General features: G+C 56.4%; 11 protein-coding genes and 4 pseudogenes. 4 read left to right on the top strand and 11 right to left on the bottom strand.

The features are described 5' to 3' along the window. Positions 1-56 precede the first annotated feature (56 nt). The 5 genes from HV213_RS04525 to HV213_RS04505 all read right to left on the bottom strand — a co-directional run bounded on the left by HV213_RS04525 (position 57) and on the right by HV213_RS04505 (position 4,580). Positions 57-248 carry a hypothetical protein gene (locus tag HV213_RS04525; protein WP_001446316.1) on the bottom strand — a complete coding sequence of 64 codons (192 nt, stop codon included), beginning with the start codon at positions 246-248 and terminating at the stop codon, positions 57-59. Further along, the gene (gene clpK / locus HV213_RS04520) at positions 248-3,097 is read right to left on the bottom strand and encodes a heat shock survival AAA family ATPase ClpK (protein ID WP_050311369.1); all 2,850 of its coding nucleotides are present in this window, start codon (positions 3,095-3,097) and stop codon (positions 248-250) included. The genes HV213_RS04525 and clpK overlap by 1 nt, the downstream gene beginning before the upstream one ends. A gap of 105 nt (positions 3,098-3,202) precedes the next feature. After that, positions 3,203-3,772: a small heat shock protein sHSP20 gene (gene hsp20 / locus HV213_RS04515; protein WP_000350435.1), complete on the bottom strand. Its 570-nt coding sequence runs from the start codon at positions 3,770-3,772 to the stop codon at positions 3,203-3,205. Between the two features lie 34 nt (positions 3,773-3,806). Next, the gene (locus HV213_RS04510) at positions 3,807-4,088 is read right to left on the bottom strand and encodes a helix-turn-helix domain-containing protein (protein WP_000643630.1); all 282 of its coding nucleotides are present in this window, start codon (positions 4,086-4,088) and stop codon (positions 3,807-3,809) included. A gap of 228 nt (positions 4,089-4,316) precedes the next feature. Beyond that, complete coding sequence (locus tag HV213_RS04505; RefSeq protein WP_001295708.1) at positions 4,317-4,580, bottom strand: hypothetical protein; 264 nt, start codon at positions 4,578-4,580, stop codon at positions 4,317-4,319. A 14-nt stretch (positions 4,581-4,594) separates the two neighbouring features. Here HV213_RS04505 and HV213_RS04500 point away from each other — a divergent pair, with 14 nt between their 5' ends. After that, positions 4,595-4,858, top strand: coding sequence for a transposase (locus HV213_RS04500; protein WP_039185905.1), 264 nt, complete (start codon positions 4,595-4,597; stop codon positions 4,856-4,858). Beyond that, a pseudogene (locus HV213_RS04495) lies at positions 4,803-4,919 on the top strand (transposase domain-containing protein); the annotation flags it as partial. The gene HV213_RS04500 and the pseudogene HV213_RS04495, both read left to right, overlap by 56 nt. 163 nt (positions 4,920-5,082) lie before the next feature. Here the strand turns inward: HV213_RS04495 and HV213_RS04490 are convergent. The 3 genes and pseudogenes from HV213_RS04490 to HV213_RS04480 all read right to left on the bottom strand — a co-directional run. Next, positions 5,083-5,571 (bottom strand): annotated as a pseudogene (locus HV213_RS04490) (IS3 family transposase); the annotation flags it as partial. An 80-nt stretch (positions 5,572-5,651) separates the two neighbouring features. After that, complete coding sequence (gene ltrA, locus HV213_RS04485; RefSeq protein ID WP_181486333.1) at positions 5,652-7,160, bottom strand: group II intron reverse transcriptase/maturase; 1,509 nt, start codon at positions 7,158-7,160, stop codon at positions 5,652-5,654. Positions 7,161-7,832: 672 nt separating this feature from the next. Continuing rightward, a pseudogene (locus HV213_RS04480) lies at positions 7,833-8,116 on the bottom strand (IS3 family transposase); the annotation flags it as partial. 40 nt (positions 8,117-8,156) lie between these two features. On the opposite strand from HV213_RS04480, the gene HV213_RS04475 reads away from it, so the two are divergent. Next, positions 8,157-8,543, top strand: coding sequence for a hypothetical protein (locus HV213_RS04475; protein ID WP_046050277.1), 387 nt, complete (start codon positions 8,157-8,159; stop codon positions 8,541-8,543). 83 nt (positions 8,544-8,626) lie between these two features. Beyond that, positions 8,627-9,324 (top strand): IS1 family transposase gene (locus HV213_RS04470; protein ID WP_228288591.1). Its coding sequence is split into 2 segments (ribosomal slippage): positions 8,627-8,876 and positions 8,876-9,324, totalling 699 coding nucleotides; the frame shifts between segments, so codons are not numbered across the junction. A gap of 14 nt (positions 9,325-9,338) precedes the next feature. Here HV213_RS04470 and HV213_RS04465 read toward each other — a convergent pair. From HV213_RS04465 to lacZ, 3 genes and pseudogenes are all read right to left on the bottom strand, one after another. Next, a pseudogene (locus tag HV213_RS04465) lies at positions 9,339-9,479 on the bottom strand (maltose acetyltransferase domain-containing protein); the annotation flags it as partial. 65 nt (positions 9,480-9,544) lie between these two features. Next, on the bottom strand, positions 9,545-10,798 hold the full coding sequence (lacY, locus tag HV213_RS04460; protein WP_039184238.1) for a lactose permease: 1,254 nt from the start codon (positions 10,796-10,798) through the stop codon (positions 9,545-9,547). A gap of 51 nt (positions 10,799-10,849) precedes the next feature. Further along, positions 10,850-13,924: a beta-galactosidase gene (lacZ, locus tag HV213_RS04455; protein ID WP_039184234.1), complete on the bottom strand. Its 3,075-nt coding sequence runs from the start codon at positions 13,922-13,924 to the stop codon at positions 10,850-10,852. Between the last annotated feature and the right edge of the window lie 60 nt (positions 13,925-13,984).

Genomic DNA, 13,984 nt, shown 5'->3' with positions numbered 1-13,984 from the left:
CGTGTTCCTCGAAAGTCGAGTTGCCAGAGGATCAGGTGAACAGACGGGCCGCACCGTCACGCAAACGGATGGCCAGCGAGCGGGAGAGCAGTGCCGCCGCTGATGAGCAGCCCCCACGGCGTGGCCGACCGCGGATCACGTTTGTAGACGACCGCGTGACCCGCGGCCACGACCGCCACCGCGATCGAGGCCAGGGAGGCTGCCCATGCCAGGCCGATGGGGTCGGACACGGCAGCCTCGCCCGCCATCAAGATGCGTCGCTCGCCGACTTCTTCTTGCGCGAGCCTTTGCCAGCGTCGCCGTGCGGCGTCTCGGTCGCCTTCGCGGCATCCGGCAGCTCCGGCTCGGCCGGGGTCTGCGGTGGCTCTTTTCGTTCGAACACCACGCGTTCGGCCTTGTCGTCCCAGCGTGCGCTGGCGTGATCGCCCTTGCCGATGCCGCCACCGAGCATCTCGCGCGCCAGCGCAGTTTCCAGCTCGCTACGGATCAGGCGCTTGAGTTCACGCGCACCGAACTCGGGCTTGTAGCCTTCTTCCGCGAAATGGTCGATCAGCGTCTGATCGAAAGTGAGCGTCACGCCCTGGCTGGCGGCGCTGCGCGCCACGCGATCGAGCTGCAGGCCGACGATGTGGCGGATCTCCTCCTTGCCCAGCGCATGGAAGACGATGATCTCGTCGATGCGGTTGAGGAACTCGGGCCGGAAGTGACCGCGCAGCACGTCCATGACCTCGGCCTTGGTCTTTTCGTACTCCTCGCCAGCCGCCCCACGCGCCTTCAGCCGTCGCTGGATGATGTCCGAACCCAGGTTGGACGTGGCGATGATGATGGTGTTGGTGAAATCCACCACCCGGCCCTTGCCGTCGGTGAGGCGACCGTCGTCGAACACTTGCAGCAGGATGTTGTAGACGTCAGGGTGTGCCTTCTCGATCTCGTCGAGCAGCAGCACGCTGTAGGGCTTGCGCCGCACCTTCTCGGTGAGCTGACCGCCTTCGTCGTAACCGACATAGCCCGGAGGCGCGCCCACCAGCCGCGCCACGGTATGGCGTTCGCCATATTCCGACATGTCGATGCGCAACAGGGCGTGCTCATCGCCGTAGATCGATTCGGCCAATGCCTTGGCTAGCTCGGTCTTGCCCACCCCGGTCGGGCCCAGAAACAGGAAGGTAGCCACCGGTTTGCTGCCTTCGCGCAGGCCGGCGCGGGACAGCCGCACGGCATCGGCCACGGCACGGACCGCCTCGTCTTGTCCCACCAGGCGCTCGTGCAGCCGTTGTTCCAAGTGCAGCAGCTTTTCGCGCTCTTCCACCGTCAACTCGTTGACCGGGATGCCGGTCAGGCGCGAGACGATCTGCGCCACGTGTTCCGCCTTGACCTCGGCACTGCCGGAGGCCCGCTCCCGCTCCCAGTCCTCGACGAGCTTCTTGAGCTCGGCCTCCTTGGCTTCGATGCGCTTGCCGAGCTCGGCGGCCTGGTCGTACTGCTTGCGCGCGGCCACGTAATCCTGTTCACGCCGCAGCTGGTGCAGTTCGGACTCCAGCTCCTGCACGGCCACCGGCCGGGCCGTGGCCGACAGCTTCACGCGCGCGGCCGCCTGGTCGAGCAGGTCGATCGCCTTGTCCGGCAGGAAGCGCGCCGTGATGTAGCGGTCGGACAACTCGGCCGCCGCGATGATCGCGTCCTCGGAGATGCTGACCTTGTGGTGCGCCTCGAAGGTGTCGCGCAGGCCGCGCAGAATCATGATGGCCTGGGCCACCGTCGGCTCGGGCACCGTCACCGGCTGGAAGCGCCGCTCCAGTGCGGCATCCTTCTCGATGTATTTCTGGTACTCGTTCAGCGTCGTGGCGCCGATCAGGTTGAGTTCACCGCGCGCCATCATCGGTTTGAACACGTTGGCCACGTCCAGCCCGCCTTCGCCACCGCCCTGGCCGGCACCGACGATGGTGTGCACCTCGTCGATGAACAAAATCAGCTCGCCCTGGTGCTCGGTCACCTCCTTCAGCACCTTCTGCACGCGCTCCTCGAACTCGCCGCGATATTTGGCGCCGGCCACCATGGCGTTGATGTTGAGTTCCACCAGGCGCTTGTCGCGCAAGGTCTCGGGCACTTCACCCGCCACCATGCGCTGCGCCAGCCCTTCGACGATGGCGGTCTTGCCCACACCCGGCTCGCCGATCAGCACCGGGTTGTTCTTCTTGCGCCGGGCCAGCACCTCGATGGTTGTTTCGATCTCCTGCGCGCGGCCGATCACCGGGTCGAGCTTGCCGTCGCGCGCCATCTTGGTCAGGTCGCGCGAGTACTTGTCGAGTTCTGGCGTGTTGGTCGGCGTCTCAGCGCGTCCATCCTCGGCGCCCTTGCCGACCACCTTGCTGACCTGTTGGCGCAGCGCCTGCGGCGTCAGGCCGTAGCGGCGCAGCAGGTTGGCGGCCAGCCCTTCGCCTTCCTCGGCCAGACCGATCAGGAAATGCTCTGGACCGACATAAGAATGGCCGAGTTCATTGGAGGCCACGAAGGCGCGGCTGAGCGCATCCTTCACGCGCGGCGACACGCCGATCTCGCCCTCGAAGGGCTTGTCCCCGCGCTTGGCCTCAGACTCGATCTGCCGCTTGAGGTCATCGACCTTGATCTTGAACTGACCCAGGATGGTCTTGACCACGTCGCTGTCGGCCAGCGCCAGCAGCAGATGTTCGGTATCCACCTCGGAGCGGCCAAATTCGGCAGCGTGTTTGGCGGCCTCCTGCAACAAGGCTTCCGACTGTTCGCTGATGCGGCTGGCCAGCCCACTGCCGCGACGGCGCGGCGCACCCGAACCTGCGGCGGCGGGCTCGCCAAACGAGGCATCGACCACGTCATCGGTATCGGCGGCAACTGGCGTCGCGTCGTCGCCGATGCGGAAGAAGTCACTGCCGAGGAAGTCCTCGAACAGGCCGCTGCGCGAACCGAACAAGGCTTCCAGCGGCGAAACGGTGCGCTTTTGCTGGCGCACTAATTGCCGGTAATGGTCGTCGCACAACAGCATGGTGCTGTGACGACCGTTGAGATTGGCTTCCACCCGCACGGTGGCGGGTTGGCCGCAGACCTGGCATTGTTTTCTGGCCATGCTGATGCTCCTTAGAAGGTTGAAAAGGTTGAGGCGACGAGGCATCGCGAGCCGCGACACCTCGTCTCGGGCCGGGTTTTTCTTGTGACGAACGAGCCGGCGACGTCAGCCGTTGATCGGGATCGAGCGTCCCTGCTTCGGCGCGCTGACCTCGCGCTTGTCGATCGTGACCGTGAGCACCCCGTTCTTGAACGATGCCTTGATCGAATCCTGGTTGGCGTCGTCAGGCAGGTTCAAGGCACGCTGAAAGCTGCCGTAGGAGCGCTCCACACGGTGGAAGCCACCTTCCTTCTTCTCCTGTTCCTGGCGCTTCTCGCCACGCACCATCAGCACGTCGTTGTCGAGGGTGATCTGGATGTCCTTCTCCTCGACACCGGGCACTTCCAGGGCAATCTTGTACTGCTTGTCGGTTTCCTGGATGTCCAGGGCCGGCTTCAGCATGCCCGACCAATCGGATGGCCACTGCGGCATGTTCAACGCCGGAAAACCGAAGCCCCGGAATGCGTCATCGAACAGCCGGTCGATTTCCCGATGCAGTTGCAGGATCGGGCTGACTGGCCCGCTCGCCGCTGGCAGGTCATTGCGCTGCACCGGCAGGGAGGAGGCGGTCTGCTGCTCTTGCTGCTCGTTCTTGAACCAGTTCCAGGGAGCCAACTTCTTGAAATCGATGTCCATGTCATACCTCCAGAAAAATTGGAAAACGAGTTACTCAAGCCCTTTGCCTGCTGCGACGGGCAGTGCGCCCAGGCGACACGGGCTGCTCGGATGACTTCTGCTGTTCACGCTTGCGCATCACCTCCTTCTTTGCTCCGGCTCGGGTCTGATCATTGATGCACTGATCGATTTCACTTTGACGAAGCCGCCACGTCCCGCCCACCTTGAAAGCCGGAATTTCCCCGTGTGCGGCGAGCCGATAAAGCGTCCGCTTGCCGACTTTCAAGTACGCAGCCAATTCATCGAGCGTGAAAATCACCTGTAGGTGCGCTTTCATCTCACCCTCTCCAATCGCGTCGCTTTGCGGTTCCGGCCAAGGATATCCTTGCAATACTTTGTAATATTAGACCTACTATGAAAAACTTCAAGAGTCAAGAGTCAATGTGCAGCGTTCTCCCGCCCCATTGATGCAGGTCAACTGCTCAGGCAAGGCACAGGGGGGCGGCCTGATCAGGCAATGGACAGCGCCTGGCTCCTCAGCCTGCGTGTGCCACAGGCGCCTCGATCAAACACCGATCCTCACGTTGTAGCCGAGTGCCCGCAGCCCCTTGCTCGTCTGCATGTTCCTTGGCGGAAACTCGTCTGGGCGCGCCCAGACGACGATTTCCCCGAGGCTGCTCAGGCCAACGTGCGGAATTGCCCAGTCGTCGCTGCGGATCGCGTTCCAGAGTCGGGCCGAAACACTTCCGTTGCCCCAGACAACGTAGTTCAACAGTATCCGTCCGGCCAACACACCTTCCCGACACCGCCTCCGAAGGCCATGGCCCATCAAGCGGATTTTCCATGCGCCCTCAGCGCCGTACCTACAGCAAATCTTTCAAGGCTCAGGTCATTCAGGAGTGTTCTGAACCCGGTGCCTCCATCGCAAACATCGCCTTGGGCTACAGCCTCAATGCCAACCTCGACCACAAATGGATTCGGCTGCCTACCCACAAAACCACGGCTATCCAGCCAGCGTTCATCCCGTTGCCTTCTCAAATGCTCGGCGTGGGTTCGCATGCTCAAGCGCGCTGCTGCGATCATGAGTTTGATCCAGTCGGCCCGTAATAATGGGCACGATCCGTATGCCTATCTCAAGGATGTGCTGACACGGTTGCCGTCCCTGTAACAGCCTGAAGTTGACCTGGGTAATCAAATACCGGTGTAGTGATTAGGAAACAGGGCTCGGATAACATCATGGCGCAGGTCATTGAACCTACTAACGACGCCGGATATATGGTCGCAAACCGCATCGAACTAGTACTTGCATCACCCGGGGCGTCCATATATGGTCAACTAAAACTGGCCACCGCTTTAGAGTTTTTCCAGTATCGGTTTTCCGATTCGTTTGGGGGTAATCCACCGTTATAGTCATGCGACCTTAGCGAGCTGTAATACCCGACGATATAGTCTGTGATCGCATGAGCAGCTTCGCTAAAGTTTATATAACCTGTCACCGGCACCCACTCGTTTTTCAGACTACGGAAGAAGCGTTCCATCGGGCTGTTGTCCCAACAGTTTCCACGTCGGCTCATACTCTGCCCGATCCGGCAACTCCACAGTAACTGCCGGAACTGCCTGCTTGTATAGAGGCTACCCTGGTCACTATGGAACATCACTCCGGCTGGTTTACCGCGAGCTTCCCACGCCATTTCCAGCGCTTTGATGGTCAGCTTGCTGTCCGGCGAGAATGACATTGCCCAGCCCACCGGTTTCCTTGCGAACATATCGAGAACAACAGCGAGGTAAGGCCAACGTTTACCTGTCGAGAGTAGAGTAAGAGGCAGGGCGTAGTCGGACTATTTCCCTGCCTCTCCTCCCCGAACCGGACGTGCACCTTTCAGCGCATCCGGCTCTCCATTTAAACGCTGGCGAACGCCATTGCCACTTCAGTGTAGCGCGATGTATACGTGTTTCCGGTTTCCGTCCTCAGATAGGGATTACCTTCGGGTAGACGCCAGCGGAACCGCTTCTTGCCTTGCCCCACCAACCGATAAAGTACTTCACCGTTGAGCTTCCCGTGGTTGGTTTTACCAAATAAAACCCACGTTTTGCTCTGACCCGGTTTCGGTGATTTACACCACCCCCTCATCAGGGAGGCGATACCTGTACGGTATTTTCGGGCCAGCCAGTGAGCCAGCTTCCAGAACACGACACGGTCGATATAACTGAAGACTTTGGCCTTAAAATCAACGAACTGGTAGAACGCGGCCCAGCCTTTCAGTTTTCGGTTGAGTTGTTCAGCCATATCGACTTTGCTTTCACTGTAGTTGCCTGATAACAGTGCTGTCAGCGATGCGGCGAAGTTTCTGGCTTTCTCCTGCGGGATCGTCGAGACCACTCGCATATCGCCATAACGACTGCGTTTGCGAATGATCCTGTGCCCCAGAAAGATAAAGCCGTCATTAACATGGGTGATTTTAGTCTTATCCATGTTCAGCCTGAGTTTCAGAATGCCTTCGAGCACACCCCGACACTCCTCCCTGATGGCTTCCGCCTGTGCTTTGGTGCCTTTGACGATGAGGACAAAATCATCGGCATAGCGGCAGTACGCCACCGCGGGTTTCCACTGCCAGTTTTCTCTGACCGCCGTACTTCGGCCCCGCTGGATACTGTTATTCCAGTACCACCGATCTTTTCTGGCTTTCCCGCTCAGGTAGCGCTCATGCAGGTATTGATCGAACTCATTCAACATGATATTCGACAGCAGCGGCGATATTACGCCACCTTGCGGCACGCCTTCACTGGCCGCCCGAAAGAGACCGACATCGATATGTCCCGCCCTGATGGTTTTCCACAGCAGAGTCATGAAACGTGCGTCGTTGATCCTGCGGTGCACGGCCTTCATCAGCAGTCGATGATGTACGGTGTCGAAGTAACTGGACAGGTCGCCTTCAATCACCCAGCGTCCCCGTGTTTCACCGCAGTCGGTGAGCTGTAATTTCACCGTGCGGATCGCGTGGTGGACACTGCGTTCAGGCCGGAAGCCATACGAGAGTGTATGAAAATCACTTTCCCATATCGGCTCCATCGCCATCAGCATGGCCCGCTGAACAATACGATCCCGCAACGCGGGGATACCCAGTGGTCGCAGTTTGCCGTTGCTTTTAGGGATGTAAACCCGTCTGGCGGGCAAGGGCTGGTAGTGACCTGAGAGTAATTCATCCCTGAGGATTTGCAGCTCAACAGCCAGTCTGGCCTGTAGCATTGTTTTGTTCACGCCATCAACACCGGGGGTATGCGCCCCCTTTGATGAAAGCGTGATCCGCGCGGCTTCAGCCAGCCATTCTGGTTGTGTTATCAGACGCAGCAGCCGTTCAATCCGTCGGGACGGGTCGGTGGCTGCCCATGTGGCAAGCTTGCGTTGCATTTCGCTGATTATCAAAGGTCTTCACCTCGTTAGGTCAGTTAATTCACGTCGCAAACACATTCAAACTGCTTCCCTTCGCCATGTAATGGGCTTTCCCCATCGCGGACTACTACGGAAGCTCCGCCAGCCAGCGCGTCATCGGAGCCATGCCCCCTTAACATCCGTCGCTGACCTTCCCCGGTTTACCTGCCTGGACTCAGACATACTGAGGAGGCTGCCCGTCGCACTCTTTATCCTTGCTTGCCGCAAGTCGGCAGAAGTCAGCAACGCGAGCGTGATAGACGCTGCTGCCCCGGTGTTTCGCATACATGTCAAAACACCTTCGACCGGCGGTGCTTACTTATCACTGCCAGTTCCTCCTGCACGGCCTGTTAGATCACGTAGGCCGTGGTGACGTTTTCAACCCACAGAGGCGGATTAACGGGTTCATGTTCTTCAGCCTATCAGTACTTAACCTTGAGGATCATCTCGGCTTAGTGATCTCGCCTCAATCCCCGTTGTCAGCGGGTTACATCACCCTGCGGGCATGCCGCAGGTCACTGCCGCTCAGGTTCTCCACCGTCACACCCGGTGGGATTGTTGGGTTTCTCATCGTGAGTTACCGGTTCAATATTCCAGACAGACTCGTGGTTCATTTGAGCGTCCATGCTCGCCCTGAACTCCGGGCACACTATACGTCACATCGCCACACCACACTTGGTAGGTTCTGTCACTGCGAACTGTCGCTCAAGGTGATTCGGGATAACGATGTGTTCATGACCACCACGTTTATACCGGTGGGTAGGCTGCTGACAACTCACCAGCCCCAGTTCTTTCATGAGCCTGCCAGCAAGCCAGCGTCCCATTTTGAAGTCTCTCAGGGTTGCCATGATGGCGATACTTCTTGCGCCAGCAGAGCCATGGCTGATGTTATGCAGTTCCAGAACCTGACTGCGTAACACAGCTCGCCTGCCGTCTATGTACTCACGGGCGGGCGCTTATCTTGCCGGACAGCCGATGCTGTATGCCGAGGATTTTTCTCCCAACACGCCGCAGGGGGCATGCCCTTCTTGCCATTGTCTGGGCCATATCTATGAGGTAACTGAAACACTGATGGTGCCCGATCCTTCACTTAGTATCCGTGAAAGGGCTATTGCTTCCTGGCCCCCGGCCTGGCACGGACAGAATCTGCGGGATATTCTGGTGACGCTGGGGTATGACATCGACACTCCCTGGAAAAATCTGCCAGCGGAAGACCGTCAGCGGATCCTTTTTACCGAAGACACCCCCACGGTACCGGTTTTCCCGGGACTGAGTCCGGAAGATACGCGCGAAGCCGTCAGGAAAAAAATGACGCCGGGTTATATGGGGTCAGTTTGGATATCGAAAATTATTGTACGTTAAGGCTATTTTTTAATCAGATGCCGTCTCTGGTAATGCTGCCAACTTACTGATTTAGTGTATGATGGTGATTTTAAGGTGCTTGCGTGGCTTCCATTTCCATCAGATGTCCTTCCTGCTCCGCTACTGAAGGCGTGGTGCGTAACGGCAAAAGCACTGCCGGACATCAGCGCTATCTCTGCTCTCATTGCCGTAAAACATGGCAACTACAGTTCACTTACACCGCCTCTCAGCCCGGTACGCACCAGAAAATCATTGATATGGCCATGAATGGCGTCGGATGTCGCGCCAGTGCACGCATTATGGGCGTTGGCCTCAACACGGTTTTACGTCACTTAAAAAACTCAGGCCGCAGTCGGTAACCTCGCGCATACAACCGGGCAGTGATGTGATTGTCTGCGCTGAAATGGACGAACAGTGGGGCTACGTCGGTGCTAAATCACGTCAGCGCTGGCTGTTTTACGCGTATGACAGGATACGGAGGACGGTTGTGGCGCACGTCTTCGGTGAACGCACTCTGGCGACGCTGGGGCGTCTTATGAGCCTGCTATCACCCTTTGACGTGGTGATATGGATGACGGATGGCTGGCCGCTGTATGAATCCCGCCTGAAGGGAAAGCTGCACGTAATCAGCAAGCGATATACGCAGCGAATTGAGCGGCATAACCTGAATCTGAGGCAGCACCTGGCACGGCTGGGACGGAAGTCGCTGTCGCTCTCAAAATCGGTGGAGCTGCATGACAAAGTCATCGGGCATTATCTGAACATAAAACACTATCAATAAGTTGGAGTCATTACCCTTTTTTCAACTTCTGATGGATGCGAGTGATTGAACTCATACATTAATGTTTTCCCACGAAGTCTTTTTTCAGGTAAGCCTTCGCACATATCGGTAAATAGCTTGCCTGCTTTTATTTTTTCTGTCATCGACATGTTCATTTTTAACATTCCGTCCTGATAAGTTGGTCGGATAAGGCGCTCGCGCCGTATCCGACATTAATTTCTTAAGCGACTTCATTCACCTTGCGACGCAGCAGGGAAAGTGGGCCGGGGCCGCTAAGCGTGAACACGGAAATTAAGGTGAAGCCCAGCGCCACCAGACCCAGCACCAGGTAAGCGCCCTGGAAACCGATGCTTTCATACATATTGCCCGCCAGAATAGACATAAAAATCATCGCCAGTTGCTTAAAGAAGCAGAAACTGACCAGATAAATCGTCGCTGAAAAACGCACTTCAAACTGGCTGGTAATATATTTAAAGCAGCCCACCAGCAGGAACGGTACTTCAAACATATGCAGCGTTTTCAGAATAACCACTTCCAGTGCTGAGGTAGCGAACGATGAGCCAATAATACGTACTGACATAATAGTGCCAGCCAGCAGCAGGGCGTTTTTCCCACCGATGCGATTAATGATCAGTGGCGCAAAAAACATAATCGAGGCGTTAAGTAATTCGCCCATTGTCGTTACGTAGCCAAATACCCGCGTACCCTGTTCACCGGTAGCAAAGAACGAAGTAAAGAAATTAGCAAACTGTTGGTCAAAAACATCGTAGGTGCAGGAAACGCCAATAACATACAGTGACAAAAACCACAGTTTTGGCTGTCTGAACAGTTCCAGCGCCAGCTTAAGGCTAAATGCCGAATGGTTGGCACCTACCGCATTGGCAACCGTGGCAGAAGAGGGCGCATCCGTTTTGGCGAAAAAGAGTAAAACGGCGAGGATGAATGCACAGCCAGAACCCAGCCAGAAAACAAACTGATTATTGATGGTGAACATGATGCCGACAATCGAGGCACACAGCGCCCAGCCAACACAGCCAAACATCCGCGCGCGACCAAATTCGAAATTACTGCGACGGCTGACTTTCTCGATAAATGCCTCTACTGCTGGCGCACCGGCGTTAAAACAAAAGCCTAGATAAATACCACCAACAATCGATCCTACTAAAATGTTGTATTGTAACAGTGGCCCGAAGATAAAAATAAAGAACGGCGCAAACATCACTAACATGCCGGTAATAATCCACAGCAGGTATTTGCGCAGCCCGAGTTTGTCAGAAAGCAGACCAAACAGCGGTTGGAATAATAGCGAGAACAGAGAAATAGCGGCAAAAATAATACCCGTATCACTTTTGCTGATATGGTTGATGTCATGTAGCCAAATCGGGAAAAACGGGAAGTAGGCTCCCATGATAAAAAAGTAAAAGAAAAAGAATAAACCGAACATCCAAAAGTTTGTGTTTTTTAAATAGTACATAATGGATTTCCTTACGCGAAATACGGGCAGACATGGCCTGCCCGGTTATTATTATTTTTGACACCAGAGCAACTGGTAATGGTAGCGACCGGCGCTAAGCTGGAATTCCGCCGACACTGACGGGCTCCAGGAGTCGTCGCCACCAATCCCCATATGGAAACCGTCGATATTCAGCCATGTGCCTTCTTCCGCGTGCAGCAGATGGCGATGGCTGGTTTCCATCAGTTGCTGTTGACTGTAGCGGCTGATGTTGAACTGGAAGTCGCCGCGCCACTGGTGTGGGCCATAATTCAATTCGCGCGTCCCGCAGCGCAGACCGTTTTCGCTCGGGAAGACGTACGGGGTATACATGTCTGACAATGGCAGATCCCAGCGGTCAAAACAGGCCGCAGTAAGGCGGTCGGGATAGTTTTCTTGCGGCCCTAATCCGAGCCAGTTTACCCGCTCTGCTACCTGCGCCAGCTGGCAGGTCAGGCCAATCCGCGCCGGATGTGGCGTATTGCTCGCCACTTCAACATCAACGGTAATCGCCATTTGACCACTTCCATCAATCCGGTAGGTTTTCCGGCTGATAAATAAGGTTTTCCCCTGATGCTGCCACGCGTGGACCGTGGTAATCAGCACCGCGTCGGCAAGTGTATCTGCCGTGCACTGCAACAACGCTGCTTCGGCCTGGTAATGGCCCGCCGCCTTCCAGCGTTCGACCCAGGCGTTAGGGTCAATGCGGGTCGTTTCACTTACGCCAATGTCATTATCCAGCGGTGCACGGGTGAATTGATCGCGCAGCGGCGTCAGCAGTTGTTTTTCATCGCCGATCCACATTTGTGAAAGAAGACCTGACAACCGGTTAAATTGCCAACGCTTATTACCAAGTTCGATGCAAAAATCCGTTTCGCTGGTGGTCAGTTGCGGGATGGCGTGGGGCGCGGAGGGTTGTGTCACGCTGAGGTTTTCCGCCAGACGCCATTGCTGCCAGGCGCTGATGTGCCCGGCTGCTGACCATGTGGTCGCGTTCGGTTGCACTACGTGAACCGTTAGCCAGAGTTGCCCGGTGCTCTCCGGCTGCGGTAGTTCAGGCAGTTCAATCAACTGTTTTCCTTGTGGAGCGACATCCAGAGGCACTTCACCGCTTGTCAGCAGCTTGCCATCCAGCGCCACCATCCAGCGCAGGAGCTCGTTATCGCTATGACGGAACAGGTATTCGCTGGTCACTTCGATGGTTTGCCCGGATAAACGGAACTGGAAAAACTGCTGCTGGTGTTTTGCTTCTGTCAGCGCTGGATGCGGCGTGCGGTCTGCAAAGACCAGACCGTTCATGCAGAACTGGCGATCGTTCGGCGTATCGCCAAAATCACCGCCGTAAGCCGACCACGGGTTGCCGTTTTCATCATATTTAATCAGTGATTGATCGACCCAGTCCCAGACGAAGCCGCCCTGTAAACGGGGGTATTGACGAAACGCCTGCCAGTATTTAGCGAAGCCACCAAGACTGTTACCCATTGCGTGGGCATATTCGCAAAGGATCAGCGGACGCAGTTCTCCAGGCAGCGAAAGCCATTTTTTGATGGACCATTTCGGCACAGCCGGGAAGGGCTGGTCTTCATCCACACGCGCGTACATCGGGCAAATAATATCGGTTGCGGAGGTGTCGGCTCCGCCGCCTTCATACTGTACCGGGCGGGAAGGATCGACAGATTTAATCCAGCGATAGAGCGCATCGTGATTAGCACCGTGGCCTGATTCATTCCCCAGCGACCAGATGATCACACTCGGGTGATTACGATCGCGCTGCACCATTCGCGTTACGCGTTCGCTCATCGCGGGTAGCCAGAGCGGATCATCGGTCAGACGATTCATTGGCACCATGCCGTGGGTTTCAATATTGGCTTCATCCACCACGTACAGGCCGTAGCGGTCGCACAACGTGTACCACAGCGGATGATTCGGATAATGCGAACAGCGCACGGCGTTAAAGTTGTTCTGCTTCATCAGCAGGATATCCTGCACCATCGTCTGCTCATCCATGACCTGACCATGCAGAGGATGATGCTCGTGACGGTTAACACCGCGAATCAACAACGGCTTGCCGTTCAGCAGCAGCAGGCCATTTTCAATCCGCACCTCGCGGAAACCGACATCGCAGGCTTCTGCTTCAATCAGCATGCCGTCGGCGGTGTGCAGTTCAATCACCGCACGGTAGAGATTCGGGATTTCGGCGCTCCACAGCGCCGGGTTTTCGACGTTCAGACGTAGCGTGACGCGATTGGCATAACCGCCACGCTCATCGATAATTTCACCGCCGAAAGGCGCGGTGCCGCTGGCGACCTGTGTTTCACCCTGCCACAAAGAAACCGTCACCCTCAGCTCATCGCGCAGCACGCCGTACATCTGAACTTTTGCCTCCAGTACAGCGCGGCTGAAATCATCATTAAAGTGAGTAACAACATGGAAATCGCTGATTTGTGTGGTCGGTTTGTGCAGCAACGAGACGTCACGGAAAATGCCGCTCATCCGCCACATATCCTGATCTTCCAGATAATTGCCGTTACTCCAGCGCAGCACCATCACCGCGAGGCGGTTTTCTCCGGCGTGTAAAAATGCGCTCAGGTCAAATTCAGACGGCAAACGACTGTCCTGTCCGTAACCGACCCAGCGCCCGTTGCACCACAAATGAAACGCCGAGTTAACACCATCAAAAATAATTCGCGTCTGGCCTTCCTGTAGCCAGCTTTCATCAATATTAAATGTGAGCGAGTAACAACCCGTCGGATTCTCCGTGGGAACATACGGTGGATTGACCGCAATGGGATAGGTCACGTTGGTGTAGATAGGCGCATCGTAACCGTGCATCTGCCAGTTTGAGGGGACGATGACAGTATCGGCGTCAGGAAGATCGCGCTCCAGCCAGCTTTCTGGTACCGCTTCTGGTGCCGGAAACCAGGCAAAGCGCCATTCACCATTCAGGCTGCGCGACTCTTGGGAAGGGCGATCGGTGCGAGCCTCTTCGCTATTACGCCAGCTGGCGAAAGGGGGATGTGCCGCAAGGCGATTAAGTTGGGTAACGCCAGGGTTTTCCCAGTCACGACGTTGTAATACGACGGCCAGTGAATCCGTAATCATTGTCATAGTTGTATCCTGTGTGAATTATTATCCGCTCACATTTTCGCATAACATACGAGCCGGACA

Source organism: Klebsiella sp. RHBSTW-00484 (genome assembly GCF_013705725.1).
Taxonomy (GTDB): Bacteria; Pseudomonadota; Gammaproteobacteria; order Enterobacterales; family Enterobacteriaceae; genus Klebsiella.
Note: the sequence above shows the minus strand (reverse complement) of the source record. Positions and strands in the feature narration are given on the sequence as shown.